Here is a 20,411-nt window from a genome sequence, read left to right as displayed (position 1 = left end):
ACCCCGACGGGAAAGGAATTTACTCGGGTGACGGGGCGGCTACAAGGGAAATCCGAGAGGGTCGGGTGGCCATGCTCAAGGAACCCTCAATAGTCGTTTAGGCTGCAATGGTTGGGCCTGTCTCGATGTCCCTATTGCGTATCCCGTACCGGCGGAGAAACTGCCCCAACTGATGCAAGGGCGACACCTTTACCGCGTGATGTGATCGCCGTCACAGTGAGGTGGGTGGCACGGAATGGTGCCGAATGGCGCGAGTTGGGGCGGGTCGGGCCAGGTCGCAATGAATCGTGGGCAGTTGTCGGCGTTCGATCCCCGCGACTCGCCGTCCGGATAGCGTGAAACCGCAGCCTGCATCACGGTTGCGCATCCATTCGCCGTCGAGTCTGGCGGCTGATCGCGCAACCGTTGAAGACTCCCTCTTCAAGGGGCCCGCGGTCCCTGTGTACGACGGACTGATTGATGCCGCTACCAGCGGCAAGTGCAGGCCGGCTACCGCCGGTTGAGAGGGGTCCCTGCCTAATGACGGCACCATTGCACGAGCCGACAGCGGAAGCGGCTCCGGGCGCGGCCGAGGAGGCAGCGGCTGCCACCACCGGAGCGGAGACCGTCCAGGGTCGCTCGCTCGGCCGGATCGCCTGGGAGCGTCTGAAGCGGGACAAGCTCGCCCTCACGGGCGGCATCGTCGTGCTCGTCCTCATCCTGGTCGCCGTGTTCGCTCCGGTGATCACCAGCCTTCTCGGGCAGGATCCGGACGCCTACAACGAGAGCCTGATCGACCCGCTGTTCGGCACGCCCAAGGGCTCGCTGGGCGGCCTGAGTGGCGACCATCTGCTGGGTGTTGAGCCGGTCAACGGCCGCGACATCTTCGCGCGCATCCTCTACGGCGCCCAGATCTCCCTTCTTGTCGGCTTCCTGTCCGCCGTGGTCGCCGTCGTTCTGGGCACCGTCCTGGGTATCCTTGCCGGCTTCTTCGGCGGCTGGATCGATGCCGTCATCAGCCGGGTCATGGACGGTCTGCTCGCCTTCCCGCAGCTGCTGTTCACCATCGCCCTGGTGTCTGTCATGCCGAACAACATGCTCGGTCTGACCGGTTCCAGCGTGCGCGTCTTCGTGATGATCGTGGTCATCGGCTTCTTCGGCTGGCCCTACATCGGGCGCGTGGTGCGCGGCCAGACCCTCTCGCTGCGTGAGCGTGAGTACGTCGAAGCCGCCCGATCGCTGGGCGCCGGGCGCTTCTACATCCTGTTCAAGGAGCTACTGCCCAACCTCGTTGCGCCGATCATCGTGTACACGACCATGATGATCCCCACCAACATCCTCACCGAAGCGGCACTCAGCTTCCTGGGCGTGGGCGTCAAGCCTCCCACTGCCTCCTGGGGGCAGATGCTTTCGAGCGCGATCGACTACTACGAGTCGGACCCCATGTACATGGTGGTCCCCGGCGTGGCGATCTTCATCACGGTTCTTGCCTTCAACCTCTTCGGCGACGGCGTGCGAGACGCGCTGGACCCGAAGGGGTCCCGCTGAACTGCCGTACCCCAAGTGTCCCGTGGCACCAACACGGGGTCTCTCATCAAATCCGGAGGATCCGAGATCGTGACTACCCAAGGCACCTCAGGGCGGCGGAAGCAGGCCTTGGCCGCTGCTGCCGCGGTGGCTGCGCTGCTCACCACGGCGGCGTGCGGCGGCGGCAGCGACGACGGCAAGGGCTCGAAGAACGGTGCTGCCGGCTTCGACGCGGCCAACAACAAGGTCGCCCAGGCATCCCTCGCCAAGAAGGGCGGCACGCTGCGGTTCGGTGGCGCCCAGGACGCCGACTCGTGGGACACCACGCGCGGTTACTACGGCTTCATGTGGAACTTCGCGCGCTACTACAGCCGCCAGCTCGTCACGAACAAGCCGGAGCCCGGTAAGGCCGGCGCCGAGCTGACCCCGGACCTCGCCACCGGGCTCGCCAAGGTCACCGACGACGGCAAGACCTACACGTACACTCTGCGTGACGGCGTCACCTGGGAAGACGGCAAGCCGATCACCTCCAAGGACGTCAAGTACGGCATCGAGCGCGTCTGGGCGCAGGACGTGCTGTCCGGCGGCCCGACGTACCTGAAGGACGTCCTCGACCCCAAGGCCGAGTACAAGGGCCCGTACAAGGACACCTCCAAGGACAAGCTGGGTCTGAAGGCGATCGACACGCCGAACGACAAAACCATCGTCTTCCACCTGCCGAAGGCCAACTCGGACTTCCAGGAGATGCTGGCCCTGATCTCGGCGTCCCCGGTCCGCCAGGACAAGGACACCAAGTCCAAGTACGCCCTGCACCCGTTCTCCTCGGGCCCGTACAAGTTCGAGTCCTACAGCCCGGGCAAGGACCTGACCCTGGTCCGCAACGACCAGTGGAAGCAGGCCTCGGACCCGCTCCGCAAGGCGTACCCGGACAAGATCACCGTCCAGTTCTTCTCGGACGCCAACCAGCTGGACCAGCGCCTGCTCAACGGTGACCTGGACCTGGACATCAACCAGACCGGCATGTCGCCGCAGGGCCGCACCACCGCCCTGAAGGAGCACAAGGCCAACCTGGACAACCCGGTCTCCGGCTACATCCGCTACGCGGTCTTCCCGCAGAGCGTGAAGCCGTTCGACAACATCGAGTGCCGCAAGGCTGTCATCCTCGGCGCCGACCACGTGTCGCTGCAGACCGCCCGTGGTGGCCCGGTCGCCGGTGGCGACATCGGCACCAACATGCTCCCGCCGTCCGTCCCGGGTGCCGAGGGCCAGAAGTACGACCCGTACGAGCTCTCCAGCGCCAACAAGGGCGGCAACGTCGCCAAGGCCAAGGAAGCGCTGAAGGCATGCGGCAAGCCGAACGGTTTCTCCACCACCATCGCCGTGCGTAACAACAAGCCGGTCGAGGTGGCCACCGCCCAGTCCCTGCAGGCGTCGCTGAAGAAGATCGGCATCACCGCGCAGATCGACCAGTACGACGGTTCGCAGACCACCGGCATCATCGGCAGCCCCTCGAACGTGAAGAAGAAGGGCTACGGCATCATCATCATGGGCTGGGGTCCGGACTTCCCGTCCGTCCAGGGCTTCGGTCTGCCGCTGTGGGACAGCAAGTACATCGCGCAGAGCGGTAACAACAACTACGCGCTGATCAACGACAAGAAGATCGACGGTCTGTTCGACGACTACGTCAACACCCTGGACGACGCCGGCAAGACCAAGGTCGCCACGGAGATCAACCACAAGGTCATGGAGGGCGCGTACTACCTGCCCTTCGTCTTCGAGAAGTTCATCAACTGGCGCGGGGACAACCTGGCGAACGTGTACACCACCGACGGCTACAGCGGTACGTACGACTTCGTCAACCTCGGCCTGAAGTCCGCGAAGTAAACCCGGCACACCCGCCGTACGGCACGAAAGGCAGGTGAAGGCCGGCGCGGCGTGACCGTGGGCCACCGGAAGACCTCTGGTGGCCCACGGTCCGCAGCGGGCCGCAAGCTGTGCTCGCTTACCTCATCAGGCGGCTGTTCGCCGCCGCAGTGATGCTCGTGGTCATCATCATGGTGGTCTTCGGCATCTTCTTCCTCGTCCCCAAGTGGGCGGGCGTGGACATCGCCACGAGCTTCGTGGGCAAGCAGGCCGACCCGGCCGCCGTCGAAGCGGTGCGTGTGAAGCTGGGACTCGGTGACCCGATCTACGTTCAGGTCTGGGAGTTCTTCAAGGGCATCTTCGCGGGCCGCACCTACGCGGCCGGCGGCGACGTCACCCACTGCGCCGCGCCGTGCTTCGGCTACTCTTTCCGCAGCGAGCAGGCCGTGTGGCCGGTGCTGACCGACCGCTTCCCGGTGACCCTGGGTCTCGCGCTCGGCGCCGCCGTGCTGTGGCTGCTCCTCGGTGTCTCGGCGGGTGTGCTCTCCGCGCTCAAGCGGGGCAGCCTCTGGGACCGCGGCGCGATGGTCGTCGCGCTGTCGGGTGTCTCCCTCCCCATCTACTTCACCGGCATGCTCTCTCTCGCGGTCTTCGCCTTCGGCCTGAAGTGGTTCGACGCGAAATACGTGCCCCTCGACGAGAGCTTCACCGGCTGGTTCGGGGGCATGATCCTTCCCTGGATCACCCTCGCGTTCCTTTACGCGGCGATGTACGCCCGGATCACCCGCGCCACCATGCTGGAGATCCTCGGCGAGGATTACATCCGCACGGCGCGCGCGAAGGGCCTCAAGGAGCAGGTCGTCATCGGCAAGCACGCCATGCGTTCCACGATGACGCCCATCCTGACCATGCTCGGCATGGACCTCGGCGCCCTCATAGGCGGCGCCATCCTGACGGAGTCGACGTTCAACCTGCCCGGCCTCGGCCGCGCCGTGCTCGACGCCATCAAGAACCAGGACCTGCCCATCATCCTGGGCGTCACCCTGATCACTTCTCTCGCGGTGCTGATCGCCAACCTCGTGGTGGACATCCTGTACGCCGTGATCGACCCCCGAGTGAGGCTTTCATGACCGAGCTGAGCAAGAGCGGAGCCGCCGTGGGCGAGCCCACTGCCGCCTCGCCCACTCCGACCTCCTTCCTGGAAGTGCGTGACCTGAAGGTGCACTTCCCGACCGACGACGGCCTGGTGAAGTCCGTGGACGGTCTCAGCTTCAAGCTGGAGAAGGGCAAGACCCTCGGCATCGTGGGCGAGTCGGGTTCCGGCAAGTCGGTGACCTCGCTCGGCATCATGGGCCTGCACACAGCCGGCCAGTACGGCAAGCGCAAGGCCCAGATCTCCGGCGAGATCTGGCTGGACGGCACCGAGTTGCTGTCCGCCGACCCGGACCACGTCCGCAAGTTGCGCGGCCGCCAGATGGCGATGATCTTCCAGGATCCGCTGTCCGCGCTGCACCCGTACTACACGATCGGCCAGCAGATCGTGGAGGCGTACCGGGTCCACCACGGTGTCGACAAGAAGACCGCCAAGCGCCGTGCGGTCGAGATGCTCGACCGGGTGGGCATCCCACAGCCGGACAAGCGGGTCGACAGCTACCCGCACGAGTTCTCCGGCGGTATGCGCCAGCGCGCGATGATTGCGATGTCGCTGGTCAACAACCCCGAGCTGCTCATCGCCGACGAGCCGACGACCGCCCTGGACGTGACCGTCCAGGCGCAGATCCTCGACCTCATCCGCGATCTTCAGAAGGAGTTCGGCTCCGCGGTCATCATCATCACCCACGACCTGGGCGTCGTCGCCGAACTGGCCGACGACATCCTGGTGATGTACGGCGGCCGTTGTGTCGAGCGGGGCCCGGCCGAGAAGGTGTTCTACGAGCCCCGGCACCCCTACACCTGGGGTCTGCTCGGCTCGATGCCGCGCCTGGACCGCGAGCAGCAGGAGCGCCTGATCCCGGTCAAGGGCTCCCCGCCTTCCCTGATCAACGTCCCGTCCGGCTGTGCCTTCAACCCGCGCTGTCCGTACGCCGACGTTCCGAAGGACAACGTCACCCGCACGGTGCGCCCCGAGCTGACCGAGGTCGGTGGCCAGCACTGGGCCGCCTGCCACATGACGCAGGAGCAGCGGGAGCGTATCTGGACCGAAGAGATTGCGCCGAAGCTGTGAGCGAGAACGCAGAGGACAAGGCAGTGAGCATCCCTGCACAGAGCGACGGCGCCGAGCCCAAGGTCTCCGGCACGGCCACCCTCACCGAGGACGCCGCTCCCGGCGAGACCCTGCTGAAGGTGACCGGTCTCCAGAAGCACTTCCCCATCAAGAAGGGGCTGTTCCAGCGGCAGGTCGGCGCGGTGCACGCGGTCGACGGCATCGACTTCGAGGTCAAGGCCGGCGAGACCCTCGGCGTCGTGGGCGAGTCCGGCTGTGGCAAGTCGACGATGGGCCGGCTGATCACCCGGCTGCTCGAACCGACCGCCGGGAAGATCGAGTTCGAGGGCAAGGACATCACGCACCTCGGCGTCGGCGGGATGCGCCCGCTGCGCCGCGACGTGCAGATGATCTTCCAGGACCCCTACTCGTCGCTGAACCCGCGCCACACCATCGGCACGATCGTCGGCGCCCCCTTCAAGCTCCAGGGCGTCGAGCCCGAGGGCGGCATCAAGAAGGAAGTGCAGCGGCTGCTGTCGGTGGTCGGTCTCAACCCCGAGCACTACAACCGCTATCCGCACGAGTTCTCGGGCGGCCAGCGCCAGCGCATCGGCATCGCCCGGGCGCTCGCGCTGAACCCGAGGCTGGTCGTGGCGGACGAGCCGGTCTCCGCGCTGGACGTGTCGATCCAGGCGCAGGTCGTGAACCTGCTGGACGACCTCCAGCAGGAGCTGGGCCTGACGTACGTGATCATCGCGCACGACCTCTCGGTCGTCCGGCACGTCTCGGACCGGATTGCGGTGATGTACCTGGGCAAGATCGTCGAGCTGGCCGACCGTGAGTCGCTGTACAGGGAGCCGATGCACCCGTACACCAAGGCGCTCATGTCGGCGGTGCCGATCCCGGACCCGCGGCGCAAGAACGCCAAGAGCGAGCGCATCCTGCTCAAGGGCGACGTGCCCTCGCCGATCTCCCCGCCGAGCGGCTGCCGGTTCCACACCCGGTGCTGGAAGGCGACGGAGATCTGCAAGACCACTGAGCCGAAGCTCGTGGAGCTGAAGCCCGGCCAGCAGGTCGCCTGCCACCACCCGGAGAACTTCGAGGACCAGGCCCCGCAGGACACGGTGCTGCTGACCGTGGCCAAGGAGGCGGCCGAGCTGGTCGCCGACGAGGTACTTGCCGAGTCGGCGGAGACCTCGGCGGCGCTGGCGGCGGAGGTGAGCGAGTCCGCCGACTCGACCGAGTCCGCCGAGTCCGGCGACTCGACCGAGTCCGGCGAGTCCGCCGAGTCGACTGAGTCCGGCGAGTCTGCCGAGTCGACTGAGTCCGGCGAGTCTGCCGAGTCGACTGAGTCCGGCGAGTCTGCCGAGTCGACTGAGTCCGGCGAGTCGACCGAGTCCGCCGAGGAGGACGAGGGTCAGCAGCCAACCGAGAAGTAACGCATGACGGGTTGGCAAAGTCATGTACATGCCTGAATGGGAGAGTTCAGAGTCGTCCGTGTTCGCCTGATCGGCACACGCTCGAAGGGACGACTCATGAAACTCTCCCGTTCGGCACGCTTAGGAACTGTCGCCACCGCGGCGGCTTCGTTCTTCGTCATCGCCGCCTCCTCCGCCCCCACCACGGGCGCTCCCGGTATCGGCGACCCCTATTTCCCGAAGCTCGGCAACGGCGGCTTCGACGCCCGCCACTACGACCTGGACATCGCCTACGCTCCGGACACCGGCCGTCTGGACGGCCGTGCGACCCTCATCGCGCGCGCCACCCAGAACCTCTCCTCCTTCGACCTCGACCTGCAGCAGCTGGAGATCACGAGGGTCGAGGTCGACGGCAGACGCGCCCGGTTCACGCGTGACGGCGACGAGGTCACCGTCACCCCGCGCCGAACCCTGGCCAAGGGCCGCGAGTTCACCGTGTCGGTCACCTACGGCGGCATACCCGAGCCGCTCGGCGGCCCCATCGTCTTCGGCTCCAAGTACGGCTGGATGAAGACCGGCGACGGTGTCTTCGTCGCCTGCGAGCCCAACGCCGCCTCCACCTGGTTCCCGTCCAGCGACCACCCCGCCGACAAGGCCACCTACGACATCCGGATCAAGGCGCCCAGGGGCCTGACCGGAGTCTCCAACGGCGGGCTCGTGTCGACGTACGACCGGGGCGGTTCGACGTACACCCACTGGCGGGAGAGGCGGCCGATGGCCACGTACCTCGCGACCGCCACCATCGGGAAGTTCGATGTGCGCACCGGCCGCACCCCCGGCGGTATCCCGATCTACGTCGCCATCGACCCCGTGCTGAAGAACGGCAACAGCGTCGACGTGTACGCCGTCACCGCCGCCGCCACCGACTACTGGTCGCAGGTCTTCGGGCCGTATCCCTTCGAGGAGACCGGCGCGATCGTCGACGACATGCCCGAGGCCGGGTTCTCGCTGGAGGTGCAGAGCAAGCCCGCCTACTCGGCGGTGCGCAACGAGACGACCATCGTGCACGAGCTGGCCCACCAGTGGTTCGGCGACTCGGTGAGCGTGGCGCAGTGGAAGGACATCTGGCTCAACGAGGGCTTCGCCACCTACGCCCAGTGGCTGTGGGCTGAGCACCAGGGCACCCGCTCGGCCCACGACTCCTTCGTCGCCGCCTACGACACCCGCCCCGCGGACTCCTCCTTCTGGCAGATCAAGGTGGCCGACCCGCAACGGGACACGATGTTCGCCTCCGCCGTCTACCAGCGCGGCGCGATGACGCTCCAGGTGCTGCGGGAGCGGATCGGCGACCGGGCGTTCTTCCGGCTGCTGCCCGCCTGGACCCGGCTCCACCGGTACGGCAACGCGGACACGGCCGACTTCATCCGCCTCGCCGAGCGGATCAGCGGGCGGCAGCTGGACGATCTGTTCGACACCTGGCTGTTCACGACAGGCAAGCCGACCCTCTAGGCCTGGCTTTGTAAGGTGCACACCCCTTGACAGGTGAGAATGTCAGGGTGCAGCTGCAGCAACTCTTCAGTCCCTCCGTCCAGCACACGCTCGATGTCATCGGCATCTTCGTGTTCGCGATCTCCGGCGCGCTGCTCGCCGTCCGGAAGAACTTCGACGTGTTCGGCATCGCCGTGCTCGCCGAGGTCACCGCGCTGGGCGGAGGGCTGTTCCGTGACGTGGTCATCGGGGCCGTGCCCCCGGCGGCCTTCACGGACCTCGGGTACTTCCTCACCCCGCTCATCGCCACACTCGTCGTCTTCTTCCTGCATCCGCACGTGGAGCGCATCCAGGCGGCAGTCCTCGTCTTCGACGCGGCCGGCCTCGGCCTGTTCTGTGTCACCGGCACGACGAAGGCGTACTCCTACGGCCTCAACCTGACCGCGTCCGCGACCCTGGGCCTCGCCACCGCGGTCGGCGGCGGTGTGCTCCGCGACGTGCTCGCCAATGAGGTTCCCTCGCTGCTGCGCTGGGACCGCGACCTGTACGCGGTACCGGCGATCGTGGGCGCCACGATGGTGGTGCTGTGCATCCGCTACGACGCCCTGACCCCGTTCACCAGCGGGCTCGCGGTCGTCACCGCTTTCGTCCTGCGCCTGCTGGCGATGAAGTACCACTGGCGAGCGCCGCGCGCGTGGAACCGTCGTTCGACGGTGAGAGAGGAGTAGCCCCGGCGGCCCCGGTCAGGGACCGGTCCTGGCCCTGGGCGTGATTCTGGCCCATCTGCAGGGTCAGCCAGCGGAACGCCGTGGTGACCTGCGGCTGCCACAGCGCCATGGTGTGCCCGCCCGCGCTGCGCGGCAGGAACACCACATGCACGGTCGTCGGCGCCTTGGCGATGGACTCCAGGGCCACGCCCGCCTGGTAGCCGTCGCCGGACTCGCCGGAGACGTACAGCGCGATCCGGGGCGGCACGGCCGCCTTCTTGAGGATCAGGTAGGGATTGTTCTCGGCGCGCAGGGTGGGGCTCTGTGCGGCGAGGGAGTTGCGCTCGCCGATCGGGTCGTTGTAGCCGGACATGCTCACCGCGGCCCGGTACCGGTCCGGGTGTGCCGCGGCCAGCTTGACCGCGCAGTGCGCGCCCGCCGAGTACCCGGCCAGCGCCCAGCCCCGGGGTGCCGGCTGGGCCCGGAAGTTGTCCATGACCATCTTCGGTACGTCGATGCTGAGCCAGCTGTCGGCGTTGACCTGGCCGGGGATGTTGGCGCAGCCGGTGTCCACACCGGCCAGCAGGTTGGTGCGCGGGGCGACCAGGATGAAGGGCGCCACCTCGCCGCTCCTCATCAGCGGCAGCAACTGTTCGTGCGCCTTCATCGCCCCGAACCAGGCCTTCGCGGAGCCGGGGTAGCCGGGCAGCAGCTCCACGACCGGGAACTTCTTGTTGCGGTACGCCGGGTCGTCGTACTGGGGCGGCAGCCAGACGTAGACCTCGGCGTTCACGCCGGAGACCCGGCCCTTGAGCTGGGTGACGCGCACCCCGCCGGCCGCGTGCATACCGGGCCCGCCGGCCGTTCTGAAGTCCTGCTTGACCTTGGGCAACCGTTTCAGCGCTATGCCACCGGTGCCGTCCCGGCCGAGGTCGGCGGCCTGCTGGACATGGTTGCCGGTACCGAGCAGGTCGGCCCAGTTGTCGTACAGGTTGTTCTGGTTGTTGACCAGCACGAAGACCAGTGTGACCGCCGTGCCCTGGGCGAACAGCAGCATCAGCACCCGGGCGGCGGCGCGCAGGGGCTTGGGCCCCCGCATCCTCGACCACAGGACGAGCGGCAATATGACGGCGACCACCGACAGCACGACGGTCGTGTAGAGGAACGGAGTCCCGGTGAGGCTCATGCCCTCATAGAGGGGAATCCAGGGTTCGGGGTTGTGGACGTGTCGGGGCACTTACCTAGAAATTGCCGGAACCTCACTCGGCAGGGTGGAACCGGCCGGATTTCGTCACCGGTCGGGCCGGATCCGTTCATCCACCCGCACCATCCAAAGCTACCGCTTAGTAATTTCCTGTTGTACCGTTCAGGTATGCCAGAAGCAGCTTCCGTACCCTCCCCCACTCTCGGCTTCGCTCGAGCGGGGGGACCCCCGACGCGGGCCGTGATCGGCGACAGCGAGTTCGATCGCGACACGGCGGTCACCCGGCGCGAGCCCGGGGTCTACGACATCGACCTCTCCGCCGGCTGGACCATCATCAACGCCGTCAACGGCGGCTATCTGCTGGCCGTCCTCGGCCGGGCCCTCGCGGACACCCTCCCGCACCCGGACCCCTTCACCGTCTCCGCGCACTACCTGACCGCGTCCCAGCCGGGCCCGGCGATCGTCCGCACCGAGACGGTACGCACCGGCCGCACCCTCTCCACCGGCCAGGCCTCGCTCTTCCAGTACGACGAGCAGGGCAACGAGGTGGAACGCATCCGCGTCCTCGCCTCCTACGGCGACCTCGCCACACTTCCCGACGACGTCCGTACGACGGCGGCCCCGCCCGCGATCCCGCCGCAGGCGGAGTGCTTCGGCCCGGACGACTCCCCGGCCCCGATCCCGGGCAGCTCGGCCATCACCGACCGGCTGATGCTCAAGCTCGACCCCGCCACCCTCGGCTGGGCGCTCGGCGCACCCTCCGGCAAGGGCGAGATGCGCGCCTGGTTCGGCCTCGCCGACGGCCGTGACGCCGACCCGCTCTCCCTCCTCCTCGCGGTGGACGCCCTGCCGCCCACCGCCTTCGAGATCGGCCTCAAGGGCTGGGTGCCCACCGTCGAACTCACCGTCCACGTCCGCCACCGCCCGGCCCCCGGCCCGCTGCGCGTGTCGATCACCACGCGCAACCTGGCCGGCGGCTTCCTGGAGGAGGACGCGGAGGTCTGGGACAGCGAGGACCGCCTGGTCGCCCAGTCCCGCCAACTCGCCCGGGTCAGGCTCGGCTGAGCGGTGTGCGGCCCAGCCAGGCCGCCGGCTGCTCGTAGGGCCCGGCGTCTTCGGCTGCTTCCCTGCGGGCGCTGAAGGGGGTTCGCCCGTCGCGGGGGCGGAAGCCGGGGAGCACCTGGCGGGCGGTGGCGAGCGCGGAGCCGGCCGGCTCCGGGGCGAGGCCGTGGGGGTGGCCGAGGGCCTCGGCGAAGTCCCAGGTGTGGGCCACGATCCCCATCACGTAGCCCGAGAGCGCCGCGTGGCCGGGGACCGTGCCGCGGGGCACCTGCACCGGGGTCGCCATCCGGTCGTCGCTCGCCCAGGCCTTCAGGAACCGCGGCCGAGGTCACCAGCCGCCGGATCCTGGTCGACGCCGCCCGGTGGAAGGGCGGGCCCGCACCAGGCCGTCGACCTGGAGGCGCTGCAGGACGCGGTGTTCTCGGACCGGCGGCTGAAGCTGCGCTGCCGGCACAGCGGGGAGCGGGAGCCGCGGGCGTGCGCCGTGGACCCGTACGGCCTGGTCGCCAAGGCCGGGGTCCGGTAGCTGGTCGCCGACCGGCGGGGCGCGCCACGGCTGTTCCGCGCCGACCGGGTGCGCTCGGCTCGCCTGCTCGACGATCCCGTGCGCCGCCGGACGGGCGTCGAACCCGCCGGCGTCCGGGAGGTACTGCGCCGCCAGGTGGAGGATCGGCCGGAGAGCCCGATCGACGTCACCGTGCGGATCCGCCGCGAACGCCTCGACCTGTTCCAGCGCATGGCGGCCGCGCAGCTGACCGGACTGCCCGACGGCGACGGTGAGAGCGACCGGGTCACCTCCCGGCCGTCGTACCCGCTGCTGCGTGCGGTGCGCCGACTGCCGGCGTTATCCGGCCAGGTGGAGGTCCTCGGCCCGCCCGGGGCGCGCGGAACTGCTGCGGGCGGCCCGTTGTGTCACGGCCCTGTACCAGGGGGTGGGCCCGGCCGAGGATGAAAAACCAGGTGGGTGGCGGTACTTGAGGCCGGCTTTACCCGATTGACAGCCGGCGGACAGGGTGGCCCCAAGAACGCCCTAGCCGCCATTGGTTGAGTGCCCGCCTCAGGATTCCCTCATCTTTCGTGGAGCTGTCTCTCATGAAGCGTGCACGCCTCGTCCCCGCCGTCGCCCTCCTGGCACTGTCCCCGCTGCTGCTGAGCGCGTGCGGCTCGGGCGACGCGTCCTCCTCGACCGGCGGCGACTCCGGCCGACAGGCCTGTCGGGCTCCGTCCGGCATGCCGACGGGCGGTGCGCGCCGTCCCGGCGGGGCGCCGTCCGGCGCGCCCTCGGGAGCCTCCACCGCCGAGCCGGCCGGGACACCGTCGGGCCGGCCGAGCGGTGCGCCCTCGGGCATGCCGAGCGGTGCGCCCGGCGGCGGCCAGGGCGGCCCCGGGGGCGGCCGGGGCGGCTGCGGCGCTGCGGGCGGCGGCCAGGCCGGAGGACAGACCGGTGGACAGGCCGCCGGGGATCAGGCTCAGCAGGGCTGACCGTAAGGGACGCCAGGGCGGCCCGAGCGCGTCAGCCCAGCCAGTGCCGGCGGCCGATGCTGATGAGCCGCATCTGCCGGGTGGCGCGCTGGGCGACGCGCTCCCGCTCGTCGTTCGGAGCCTCCAGGGCCTCGAGGAAGAGCGAGGCCGTGATGAGCATCTGGTCCACATAGAGGTGCGCGAGCATCAGCACGTCGTCGTCGTTCCAGCCCTCGGCCTGCGGGTCCTTGGCCAGCTCGGCCTTCACCTCCTCGGCGAACCGGGCCAGTTGGGCCTGGATGGCCTCGCGCACGGGCTGGACCCCGCCGTGCCGCTCGCGCGCGATGAACCGGACATGCGCGGGATATGTGTCCACGTGGTGCGCGATCAGCTCGATCGCGCGTGTGATGCGCTCCTCGCTGTCGCCCGCCGTGGACACCGTCGTGCGCACCATCGGGTGCAGGCTGCCCAGCGCCTCGTCGACCAGGGCGACACCGAGGTCGGCGGTGGAGCGGAAGTGCCGGTAGAAGGCGGTCGGGGCGACACCGACGGCACGGGTGACCTCGCGCAGGCCGAGGCTGCTCAGGCTCTGCTCCTCCAGCAGCGCGAGCGCCGCGTCCAGGAACGCCTGCCGGGTCTTCTGCTTCTGGGCCTGCCGGATGCCGAGGGTGTGACTCATGTCATCCAGTTAACAACTGTTCTCTGGAATTTAAAAGCCGCGGGACGCGCTAGACTCAAAGTCAGTGAACAACTGTTACTACAACTGTTCACCGAGACTTTACAGACGCCACACACAAGGCATCTCGGAGGGGGGATCTGATCCCATGCTGTTCCTAGTCGCCGCACTCATGCTGCTCGGTGTGGTGCTGGGCACCGTCGCCCACGCACCGCTGGCCGTCACCGCGGTCGCCGCCGCGGTCATCGCCGCCTGGCTCGCCGTCTTCGCGATCCGCGAGCGCCACGGCCGCCGCCGCAGCACCTCGGCCAACTGACCGTCCGAAACGACTCCCAGGAGCTGAGCACCATGCAACTCACCGCACCGGCCACCGGCCGCACCGAAACCCGTTCGCGCATGCGCGACGCCGACGGCATGGCCGTGGCGTCCTTCATCCTCGGCCTTCTCGGCCTGCTCGTCCTCAACGTCTTCCTCGGCCCGATCGCCATCGTCCTGGCCGCCGTCGCCCTCTGGCGGGGCACGTCCCGGCGCGGGCGCGCGTATCTGGGCCTGGGCCTGGGCATTGCCGACCTGGCGGTCCTGGTGGTCGCCATGGAGATGTCCAACACGGTGTCGTGGAGCCTCTGAGCCCGAGCAGTACCGCCTGACGACGGCAGGGCCCCGAGGACGACGGGGCGCGGCCGTAGCGGCGCACTACCGCAGTGGGCGAGCAGATACGCCAGCCGTCCACCACAGCCGTGGCCGAGGCGGCCCGCAAGGGCGCCACGGGGGGCCCGTAGAATCGGCCACACCATGGCTTATCTCGACCACGCCGCCACGACCCCGATGCTCCCGGAGGCGGCAGAGGCCCTGACCGCCCAACTGAGCATCACCGGCAACGCGTCCTCCCTGCACGCCTCCGGCCGCCGGGCCCGCCGTACGGTCGAGGAGTCCCGCGAAACCCTTGCCGAGGCGCTGGGCGCCCGGCCCAGCGAGGTCGTGCTGACCGCGGGCGGCACCGAGGCCGACAACCTCGCGGTGAAGGGCCTGTACTGGTCCCGCCGCGCCGCCGACCCGGCCCGCACCCGCATCCTGGCCAGCCCCGTCGAGCACCACGCCGTACTCGACGCCGTGCACTGGCTCGGTGAACACGAGGGCGCCACCGTCGAGTACCTCCCGGTCGACTCCTGCGGCCGCGTCAGTCCCGAGGCCCTGCGCGAGGCCGTCGCCCGCAACCCCGACGACGTCGCCCTGGCCACCGTGATGTGGGCCAACAACGAGATCGGCACGATCATGCCGGTCCGCGAACTCGCCGACGTGGCAGCGGAGTCCGGCATCCCGCTGCACGCCGACGCGGTCCAGGCCTTCGGCCAGGTCCCGGTCGACTTCGGCGCCTCCGGTCTGGCCGCAATGACGGTGTCGGGCCACAAGGTCGGCGGCCCCTACGGCGTCGGCGCCCTGCTCCTCGGCCGTGAGTACACCCCCGTGCCTGTCCTGCACGGCGGCGGCCAGGAACGCCATGTCCGCTCCGGCACCCTCGACGTCCCCGCCGTGGCATCCTTCGCGGTGGCCGGCCGTCTCGCCGCCGAGCGGCGCGAGTGGTTCGCCACCGAGATCGGCGCCCTGCGGGACCGGCTGATCGACGCCGTCCGCGCGGCCGTACCGGACGTGATCCTCGGCGGTGACCCGGCTCCCGAGGGCCGTCTCCCGGCCAATGCCCACTTCACCTTCCCCGGCTGCGAGGGTGACTCCCTGCTGCTCCTGCTGGACGCCCAGGGCATCGAGTGCTCCACCGGCTCCGCCTGCACCGCGGGCGTCGCCCAGCCCAGCCACGTCCTGCTGGCCACCGGCGCCGACCCGGAGCTGGCCCGCGGCACCCTGCGCTTCTCCCTCGGCCACACGTCCACGGACGCCGACGTCGAGGCCGTCGCGAAGGCGATCGGCCCGGCCGTGGAGCGGGCCCGGGCGGCCGGGCTGACGTAGGGCATGTCCGGCGGATCATGCCGGAATCGCGGTGATGAGGGACCGCGGTCCGCAGCCGGCCCGATCCGCCGGACAGGTCCTGGGCCCCGCTCGACGCCTCAGGTCCGCGCCTGCCGTACCAGCCGCAGATAGCGGTCCCAGTCCCAGTGCCGCCCGGGGTCCGTGTGATCCGTCCCCGGCACCTCCACGTGCCCGAGGATGTGCTCCCGGTCGGCGGGTATGCCGTAGCGCCCGCAGATCGCGGCCGTCAGGCGGGCCGAGGCGGCGTACATCGCCTCCGTGAAGGAGGAGGGGTCCTCCACGAAGCCCTCGTGCTCGATGCCGACACTGTGCTCGTTGTACTCCCGGTTGCCCGCGTGGAAGGCCACGTCCAGCTCGCGGATCAGCTGGGTGATCCGGCCGTCCTTGCGCACGATGTAGTGCGCGGCGGCTCCGTGCGCCGGGTCCTGGAAGACCTTCACCGCCGATGCGTAGCCGCCCTGCGTGACATGGATGACCACCCGGTCGACCCGGTAGTCGTCCGGCCGGTCCGCCCGCCGGTAGTTCGCCGGCGAGGCCGCCACCCAGCGCGCGCCCCGGAAGTCGACGGCCCCGGCCACCCGCGGCTTGACCACCCCGGGCAGCCGCCACCACAGACGGGACAGCTCCTCGCGGGCCAGCACGGCCGTGCCCACCGCGGCCGCGGCGCCGCCGACGAGCAGGGCCCGCCGCCCCAGCCGCCGGTCCCCGTCGCTCGCTGCCGCCCCGGTTCTCGCCCCCATGTGATCGTCAACGGATATCCGGCGGTCCCGGTTCCCGCGCCCCCGTACTCTGGAAGGGCTATGACTGACACCCCGCAGCGCACCCGCCCCCTCCGCGTCCTCGCAGCCATGTCCGGCGGAGTCGACTCCGCCGTCGCCGCCGCGCGCGCCGCGGAAGCCGGCCACGACGTGACCGGCGTCCATCTCGCGCTCTCCGCGAACCCTCAATCCTTCCGTACCGGCGCGCGGGGCTGTTGCACCATCGAGGACTCGCGCGACGCCCGCCGCGCCGCCGACGTCATCGGCATCCCGTTCTATGTGTGGGACCTCGCCGACCGCTTCCGCGAGGACGTCGTCGAGGACTTCATCGCCGAGTACGAGGCCGGCCGCACCCCCAACCCGTGCCTGCGCTGCAACGAGAAGATCAAGTTCGCGGCGCTGCTGGACAAAGCGCTGGCGCTCGGCTTCGACGCCGTCTGCACCGGTCACTACGCGAAGGTGATCCTCACCCAGGACGGCTCCCGCGAGCTGCACCGCGCCTCCGACATGGCCAAGGACCAGTCGTACGTCCTCGGCGTCCTGGACGAGCAGCAGCTCGCCCACGCGATGTTCCCGCTGGGCGACACGGTCACCACCAAGGAGGAGATCCGCGCGGAGGCCGAGCGCCGGGGCCTGGCGGTCGCCAAGAAGCCCGACTCGCACGACATCTGCTTCATCGCCGACGGCGACACCCAGGGCTTCCTGGCCCAGCGGCTCGGCAGGGCGGAGGGCGACATCGTCGACGAGTCCGGTGCCAGGCTGGGCACGCACGAGGGGGCGTACGGCTTCACCATCGGCCAGCGCAAGGGACTCCGGATCGGCACCCCGGCCCCCGACGGCAAGCCGCGCTACGTCCTCGACATCTCCCCGGTCGACAACACGGTGACGGTCGGCCCGGCGTCCGCCCTGGACGTCACCGCGCTGACGGCGATCAAGCCCCGCTGGTGCGGCACCGCCCCCACCGGCCCCGGCACCTACACCGCCCAGCTCCGCGCCCACGGCGGCGAGACCGAGGTCACCGCGGAACCGGTCGACGGCGAACTGCGCGTCAGCTTCACCGAGCCGGTCCGCGGCGTCGCCCCGGGCCAGGCCGTCGTGCTGTACGACGGCACGCGCGTGGTGGGCTCGGCGACCATCGCGTCGACCACGCGCGTGACCGCGGCGGCGGTGTAGCGGCCCTGGGCAGGAACCCCGGCCGGACCCGGCCGGGGCGCCCGCTCATCCGGTGAGGAACTCGGTGAGCACCGGCCCCAGCACCTGCGGATCCACCATGTGCGTCTGGCCCTCCAGGACCCGGTACGAGCCCTGCGGCACCGCCTCCGCGACCGCCCGGCCGGCCTCCAGCAGCCACTGCGGGCTCGCCCCGCCCGCGACCGACAGCACGGGCACGGAGATCGCGGCCAAGCGCTCGCGGGGCAGCAGGCCGCCGCCCATGACCGCGTTGTCGTAGGCCAGGCTCGGCGCCACGGCCTCCATGCCGGCCCACATCGGGGACTGGCGGGCGCCCTGGATCATGTCCTCGCCGAGGCCCGTCAGCCGCAGGAACAGCTCCACGGCGTCCCCGCGGCGGCCGGCGCCGAGCGCCGTCCCCAGGTTCGTCGTGTACTCGGCCATGCGCTCGGCGCCGCCCGCCAGGTGGTCCGCGAACGGCACCTCGTACACCGCCGCCTGACGCACCGGCAGGCCGCTCGCCGCCGCCTCCAGCACCAGCGCACCGCCCGAGGAGACCCCGAACAGCGCCGCCGTACCGCCCACCGCGTCGATCAGCGCGGCCAGGTCCTCGACCTCGCGCTCCACCGCGTACGGCGCCGTGTCACCGCTTCCGCCGCGGCCCCGGCGGTCGTAGACGACGGCCGTGCAGCGGTCCGCGAGCCGGTGTGCCAGGGGCGTCACGGTGCCGCCGGTGGACATCGCGCCGCTCACCAGGATCACCGTCGGCCCCTGGCCGAGCACTCCGTACGCGAGGGACGTGCCGTCGCGGGAAGTCGTCTTCTTGTCCATGCCGGTGCAGACTGCCGCACGGCGGCCGACTCATCGCTCACGACACGTCGGTGCCGCCGAAGGTCACGACACCTCGACCTCGTAGAAGCACAGGTGGTCCTTGATCTCCGCCACGTCCGGCCTCGGGTCCGGGTAGGCCCACACCAGGTCGGGCGCGTCCGGCAGCGACCAGTAGGACGCGGTGCCCTTGAAGGGGCAGACGGTGTGCGTGTCGGAGGGGGTGAGCAGATCCGTGCGGACGTCCTCGGCCGGGATGTAGTACCGCACCGGACAGCCCGTCTCGCGCAGTACGAGGGGACGGTCGCTCTCCGCGAGTACCCGGCCGCCGTGCACCACGCGCACGTGCCGCTCGCCCTGTTCGATGGTGATCGTGTGTCCTTGGGTCATGCCGGAACAGCGCCGGCGGGCCCGTACTTCTTCCCGCGTACGGTGGGGGACATGAACATCTGCGTCTTCCTCTCCGCCGCCGACCTCGACGAGCGCTACACGCGTCCCGCGCGCGACTTCGCGGAACTGCTCGGCAAGGGCGGGCACACGCTGGTCTGGGGCGGCTCCAACGTCGGTCTGATGAAGGTGGTCGCCGACGGCGTGCAGGAGGCGGGCGGCAGGCTGCTGGGTGTCTCCGTCGAGTTCCTCGCGACGAAGGCACGGCCCGGCGCCGACGAGATGGTCATCGCGGCCGACCTCGCCGAGCGCAAGAAGCTGCTCCTGGACAAGGCCGACGCCGTGGTCATCATGGTCGGCGGCACCGGGACGCTGGACGAGGCCACCGAGATCCTGGAGCTGAAGAAGCACGGCCGCACCGAGAAGCCGGTGGTGCTGCTGAACACGGCGGGCTTCTACGACGGCCTCAAGGAGCAGTTCCGCCGCATGGAGGACGAGGGCTTCCTGCCGCGTCCGCTGTCCGAGCTGGTGTTCTTCGCCGAGGAGCCGGTGGGTGCGCTGGCCTACCTGGAGGAGTCGCTCGGCGCCCGGTGATGCGAGCATGGCGGGCATGGCTACTCATGTGATCACCGGGGCCGGTTCCGGCATCGGCGCCGCCGTCGCCCGCCGGCTGCACGCGCGCGGGGACGAACTCGTGCTGCACGCGCGCGACGCGGGCCGCGCGAAGGAGCTGGCGGCCGAGTTTCCCGGGGCGCGCACCCTGGTGGGCGACCTGGCCGACCCCGACAAGCTCTCCTGGGCCTTCTCCCACCAGACACTGCCGGACCGGGTGGACTCACTGCTGCACATCGCCGGTGTCGTGGACCTCGGCGAGGTCGGCGAGCTGACCCCCAAGTCCTGGCGCCACCAGCTCAACGTCAATCTGATCGCCCCGGCCGAGCTGACCCGGCACTTCCTGCCCCAGCTCCGTGCCGCCCACGGCCATGTGATCTTCGTCAACTCGGGCGCAGGTCTTGCCGCCCACGCCGCCTGGTCCGCGTACGCGGCCTCCAAGCACGGTCTGAAGGCCCTGGCCGACTCCCTGCGCCAGGAGGAGCACGGCAACGGCGTCCGCGTGACCACCGTCTACCCCGGCCGCACGGCCAGCCCCATGCAGGCCAAGGTCCACCAGCAGGAGGGCAAGGACTACGACCCCGCCCAGTGGATCGACCCCGAGTCGGTCGCCACGGCGATCCTGATGTCCCTGGACCTGCCGAGGGACGCGGAGGTCAACGATCTGACGGTGCGGCCGGGGCGGTGACCCGGGAGGGCCGGAGACGGGCGAGCGGGGACGAGGTCCTGGCCTGGCTGGAGGAGACCTGGTCCCGGACCGAGGCCGCGCTGATCCTGGCGGGCGGGGATCACGGTGGCCCGCTCGCCGACCGGCCGGTCCTCGGCGAGCTGTTCGACCCGGACGGCCTCGCGCGGCTGCGCGCGCTCACCACCGCCGGCGAGTTCGCCGGCGACATCTGCCGCTGCCACGGCAGCCTGACGGTGGCCCTGCTGGACGCCGAGTGCGAGTTCACCGGCGCCGGCAGTCTCCACGGCGGTACCGACCTCGCGTGGGAGCGCGGCCGCTTCCGGAACAACCTCGTGGTGGCCGATCCGGAGGGTCTGCGGGCCTTCCTGAGCCGGTACGGCGCTCACTGGTTGTGAGG

22 protein-coding genes and 1 pseudogene are annotated in these 20,411 nt (G+C 70.0%); 17 read left to right on the top strand and 6 right to left on the bottom strand.

Annotated features, from left to right (window positions below; all coding sequences use genetic code 11):
* Window positions 1-519 precede the first annotated feature (519 nt).
* From ACIRU3_RS35930 to ACIRU3_RS35900, 7 genes are all read left to right on the top strand, one after another.
* The gene (locus ACIRU3_RS35930) at window positions 520-1,527 is read left to right on the top strand and encodes an ABC transporter permease (RefSeq protein WP_404065656.1); all 1,008 of its coding nucleotides are present in this window, start codon (window positions 520-522) and stop codon (window positions 1,525-1,527) included.
* Between the two features lie 69 nt (window positions 1,528-1,596).
* Entirely contained in the window at window positions 1,597-3,390 is a 1,794-nt protein-coding gene (locus tag ACIRU3_RS35925; RefSeq protein WP_404065653.1) for an ABC transporter substrate-binding protein, read from the top strand.
* A gap of 110 nt (window positions 3,391-3,500) precedes the next feature.
* Complete coding sequence (locus tag ACIRU3_RS35920) at window positions 3,501-4,499, top strand: ABC transporter permease (protein WP_404065650.1); 999 nt, start codon at window positions 3,501-3,503, stop codon at window positions 4,497-4,499.
* The gene (locus tag ACIRU3_RS35915) at window positions 4,496-5,593 is read left to right on the top strand and encodes an ABC transporter ATP-binding protein (RefSeq protein ID WP_404065647.1); all 1,098 of its coding nucleotides are present in this window, start codon (window positions 4,496-4,498) and stop codon (window positions 5,591-5,593) included. The genes ACIRU3_RS35920 and ACIRU3_RS35915 overlap by 4 nt, the downstream gene beginning before the upstream one ends.
* Window positions 5,594-5,616: 23 nt before the next feature.
* Window positions 5,617-7,011 (top strand): dipeptide ABC transporter ATP-binding protein, encoded by a 1,395-nt coding sequence (locus ACIRU3_RS35910; RefSeq protein ID WP_404065645.1) that lies wholly within the window; start codon window positions 5,617-5,619, stop codon window positions 7,009-7,011.
* Window positions 7,012-7,107: 96 nt separating this feature from the next.
* Window positions 7,108-8,499 carry a M1 family metallopeptidase gene (locus ACIRU3_RS35905; RefSeq protein WP_404065643.1) on the top strand — a complete coding sequence of 464 codons (1,392 nt, stop codon included), beginning with the start codon at window positions 7,108-7,110 and terminating at the stop codon, window positions 8,497-8,499.
* Window positions 8,500-8,546: 47 nt separating this feature from the next.
* Complete coding sequence (locus tag ACIRU3_RS35900) at window positions 8,547-9,206, top strand: trimeric intracellular cation channel family protein (protein ID WP_404065640.1); 660 nt, start codon at window positions 8,547-8,549, stop codon at window positions 9,204-9,206.
* On the opposite strand, the gene ACIRU3_RS35895 is transcribed toward ACIRU3_RS35900, so the two are convergent.
* Window positions 9,115-10,371, bottom strand: coding sequence for an alpha/beta hydrolase (locus ACIRU3_RS35895; protein WP_404065637.1), 1,257 nt, complete (start codon window positions 10,369-10,371; stop codon window positions 9,115-9,117). The genes ACIRU3_RS35900 and ACIRU3_RS35895 overlap by 92 nt on opposite strands.
* 186 nt (window positions 10,372-10,557) lie before the next feature.
* Here ACIRU3_RS35895 and ACIRU3_RS35890 point away from each other — a divergent pair, with 186 nt between their 5' ends.
* Window positions 10,558-11,454 carry a thioesterase family protein gene (locus ACIRU3_RS35890; protein WP_404065634.1) on the top strand — a complete coding sequence of 299 codons (897 nt, stop codon included), beginning with the start codon at window positions 10,558-10,560 and terminating at the stop codon, window positions 11,452-11,454.
* Here ACIRU3_RS35890 and ACIRU3_RS35885 read toward each other — a convergent pair.
* A complete protein-coding gene (locus ACIRU3_RS35885) occupies window positions 11,441-11,737 on the bottom strand; it encodes a hypothetical protein (protein WP_404065631.1) in 297 nt (98 codons plus the stop codon). The genes ACIRU3_RS35890 and ACIRU3_RS35885 overlap by 14 nt on opposite strands.
* 14 nt (window positions 11,738-11,751) lie before the next feature.
* Between ACIRU3_RS35885 and ACIRU3_RS35880 the strand changes: the two are divergent.
* Window positions 11,752-12,449 (top strand): annotated as a pseudogene (locus ACIRU3_RS35880) (helix-turn-helix transcriptional regulator); the annotation flags it as partial.
* Window positions 12,450-12,543: 94 nt separating this feature from the next.
* Window positions 12,544-12,933, top strand: a complete 390-nt coding sequence (locus tag ACIRU3_RS35875) for a hypothetical protein (RefSeq protein WP_404065628.1) — start codon at window positions 12,544-12,546, stop codon at window positions 12,931-12,933.
* Window positions 12,934-12,964: 31 nt separating this feature from the next.
* On the opposite strand, the gene ACIRU3_RS35870 is transcribed toward ACIRU3_RS35875, so the two are convergent.
* The gene (locus ACIRU3_RS35870) at window positions 12,965-13,591 is read right to left on the bottom strand and encodes a TetR family transcriptional regulator (RefSeq protein ID WP_404065625.1); all 627 of its coding nucleotides are present in this window, start codon (window positions 13,589-13,591) and stop codon (window positions 12,965-12,967) included.
* 145 nt (window positions 13,592-13,736) lie between these two features.
* On the opposite strand from ACIRU3_RS35870, the gene ACIRU3_RS35865 reads away from it, so the two are divergent.
* The 3 genes from ACIRU3_RS35865 to ACIRU3_RS35855 all read left to right on the top strand — a co-directional run bounded on the left by ACIRU3_RS35865 (window position 13,737) and on the right by ACIRU3_RS35855 (window position 15,550).
* On the top strand, window positions 13,737-13,904 hold the full coding sequence (locus ACIRU3_RS35865; RefSeq protein WP_404065622.1) for a hypothetical protein: 168 nt from the start codon (window positions 13,737-13,739) through the stop codon (window positions 13,902-13,904).
* Between the two features lie 32 nt (window positions 13,905-13,936).
* Window positions 13,937-14,215, top strand: coding sequence for a DUF4190 domain-containing protein (locus ACIRU3_RS35860; RefSeq protein WP_404065620.1), 279 nt, complete (start codon window positions 13,937-13,939; stop codon window positions 14,213-14,215).
* 165 nt (window positions 14,216-14,380) lie between these two features.
* On the top strand, window positions 14,381-15,550 hold the full coding sequence (locus tag ACIRU3_RS35855) for a cysteine desulfurase family protein (RefSeq protein ID WP_404065618.1): 1,170 nt from the start codon (window positions 14,381-14,383) through the stop codon (window positions 15,548-15,550).
* A gap of 98 nt (window positions 15,551-15,648) precedes the next feature.
* Here the strand turns inward: ACIRU3_RS35855 and ACIRU3_RS35850 are convergent, their stop codons facing one another.
* Window positions 15,649-16,311, bottom strand: a complete 663-nt coding sequence (locus tag ACIRU3_RS35850; RefSeq protein ID WP_404065616.1) for an N-acetylmuramoyl-L-alanine amidase — start codon at window positions 16,309-16,311, stop codon at window positions 15,649-15,651.
* Window positions 16,312-16,371: 60 nt separating this feature from the next.
* Between ACIRU3_RS35850 and mnmA the strand changes: the two genes are divergently transcribed.
* Window positions 16,372-17,502, top strand: coding sequence for a tRNA 2-thiouridine(34) synthase MnmA (gene mnmA / locus ACIRU3_RS35845; protein ID WP_404065613.1), 1,131 nt, complete (start codon window positions 16,372-16,374; stop codon window positions 17,500-17,502).
* Window positions 17,503-17,547: 45 nt separating this feature from the next.
* On the opposite strand, the gene ACIRU3_RS35840 is transcribed toward mnmA, so the two are convergent.
* Both ACIRU3_RS35840 and ACIRU3_RS35835 read right to left on the bottom strand, forming a co-directional pair.
* Window positions 17,548-18,330 carry an alpha/beta fold hydrolase gene (locus tag ACIRU3_RS35840; RefSeq protein ID WP_404065610.1) on the bottom strand — a complete coding sequence of 261 codons (783 nt, stop codon included), beginning with the start codon at window positions 18,328-18,330 and terminating at the stop codon, window positions 17,548-17,550.
* 63 nt (window positions 18,331-18,393) lie between these two features.
* Window positions 18,394-18,717 carry a DUF427 domain-containing protein gene (locus ACIRU3_RS35835; RefSeq protein WP_404065607.1) on the bottom strand — a complete coding sequence of 108 codons (324 nt, stop codon included), beginning with the start codon at window positions 18,715-18,717 and terminating at the stop codon, window positions 18,394-18,396.
* Window positions 18,718-18,768: 51 nt separating this feature from the next.
* Here ACIRU3_RS35835 and ACIRU3_RS35830 point away from each other — a divergent pair, with 51 nt between their 5' ends.
* From ACIRU3_RS35830 to ACIRU3_RS35820, 3 genes are read left to right on the top strand one after another with little or no spacing between them, the layout of a single operon-like run.
* Window positions 18,769-19,308, top strand: a complete 540-nt coding sequence (locus tag ACIRU3_RS35830; protein ID WP_404065604.1) for a TIGR00730 family Rossman fold protein — start codon at window positions 18,769-18,771, stop codon at window positions 19,306-19,308.
* Window positions 19,309-19,315: 7 nt separating this feature from the next.
* A complete protein-coding gene (locus tag ACIRU3_RS35825) occupies window positions 19,316-20,014 on the top strand; it encodes an SDR family oxidoreductase (protein ID WP_404065601.1) in 699 nt (232 codons plus the stop codon).
* Window positions 20,011-20,409, top strand: a complete 399-nt coding sequence (locus tag ACIRU3_RS35820; RefSeq protein WP_404065598.1) for a hypothetical protein — start codon at window positions 20,011-20,013, stop codon at window positions 20,407-20,409. Before ACIRU3_RS35825 ends, ACIRU3_RS35820 begins: the two co-directional genes overlap by 4 nt.
* Window positions 20,410-20,411 lie beyond the last annotated feature (2 nt).

The sequence above is a fragment of the Streptomyces sp. NPDC101151 genome (genome assembly GCF_044768335.1).
Classification (GTDB): Bacteria; Actinomycetota; Actinomycetes; order Streptomycetales; family Streptomycetaceae; genus Streptomyces.
The sequence above is the reverse complement of the archived record's forward strand: the minus strand, read 5'-3'. Positions and strand labels throughout refer to the sequence as shown.

Coding starts and splice junctions, on each gene's coding strand:
- ACIRU3_RS35930 (WP_404065656.1), top strand. CDS start 520: ATGACGGCACCATTGCACGAGCCGACAGCGGAAGCGGCTCCGGGCGCG.
- ACIRU3_RS35915 (WP_404065647.1), top strand. CDS start 4,496: ATGACCGAGCTGAGCAAGAGCGGAGCCGCCGTGGGCGAGCCCACTGCC.
- ACIRU3_RS35905 (WP_404065643.1), top strand. CDS start 7,108: ATGAAACTCTCCCGTTCGGCACGCTTAGGAACTGTCGCCACCGCGGCG.
- ACIRU3_RS35895 (WP_404065637.1), bottom strand. CDS start 10,371: ATGAGCCTCACCGGGACTCCGTTCCTCTACACGACCGTCGTGCTGTCG.
- ACIRU3_RS35890 (WP_404065634.1), top strand. CDS start 10,558: ATGCCAGAAGCAGCTTCCGTACCCTCCCCCACTCTCGGCTTCGCTCGA.
- ACIRU3_RS35885 (WP_404065631.1), bottom strand. CDS start 11,737: ATGGCGACCCCGGTGCAGGTGCCCCGCGGCACGGTCCCCGGCCACGCG.
- ACIRU3_RS35875 (WP_404065628.1), top strand. CDS start 12,544: ATGAAGCGTGCACGCCTCGTCCCCGCCGTCGCCCTCCTGGCACTGTCC.
- ACIRU3_RS35870 (WP_404065625.1), bottom strand. CDS start 13,591: ATGAGTCACACCCTCGGCATCCGGCAGGCCCAGAAGCAGAAGACCCGG.
- ACIRU3_RS35865 (WP_404065622.1), top strand. CDS start 13,737: ATGCTGTTCCTAGTCGCCGCACTCATGCTGCTCGGTGTGGTGCTGGGC.
- ACIRU3_RS35860 (WP_404065620.1), top strand. CDS start 13,937: ATGCAACTCACCGCACCGGCCACCGGCCGCACCGAAACCCGTTCGCGC.
- ACIRU3_RS35855 (WP_404065618.1), top strand. CDS start 14,381: ATGGCTTATCTCGACCACGCCGCCACGACCCCGATGCTCCCGGAGGCG.
- ACIRU3_RS35850 (WP_404065616.1), bottom strand. CDS start 16,311: ATGGGGGCGAGAACCGGGGCGGCAGCGAGCGACGGGGACCGGCGGCTG.
- mnmA (WP_404065613.1), top strand. CDS start 16,372: ATGACTGACACCCCGCAGCGCACCCGCCCCCTCCGCGTCCTCGCAGCC.
- ACIRU3_RS35840 (WP_404065610.1), bottom strand. CDS start 18,330: ATGGACAAGAAGACGACTTCCCGCGACGGCACGTCCCTCGCGTACGGA.
- ACIRU3_RS35835 (WP_404065607.1), bottom strand. CDS start 18,717: ATGACCCAAGGACACACGATCACCATCGAACAGGGCGAGCGGCACGTG.
- ACIRU3_RS35830 (WP_404065604.1), top strand. CDS start 18,769: ATGAACATCTGCGTCTTCCTCTCCGCCGCCGACCTCGACGAGCGCTAC.
- ACIRU3_RS35825 (WP_404065601.1), top strand. CDS start 19,316: ATGGCGGGCATGGCTACTCATGTGATCACCGGGGCCGGTTCCGGCATC.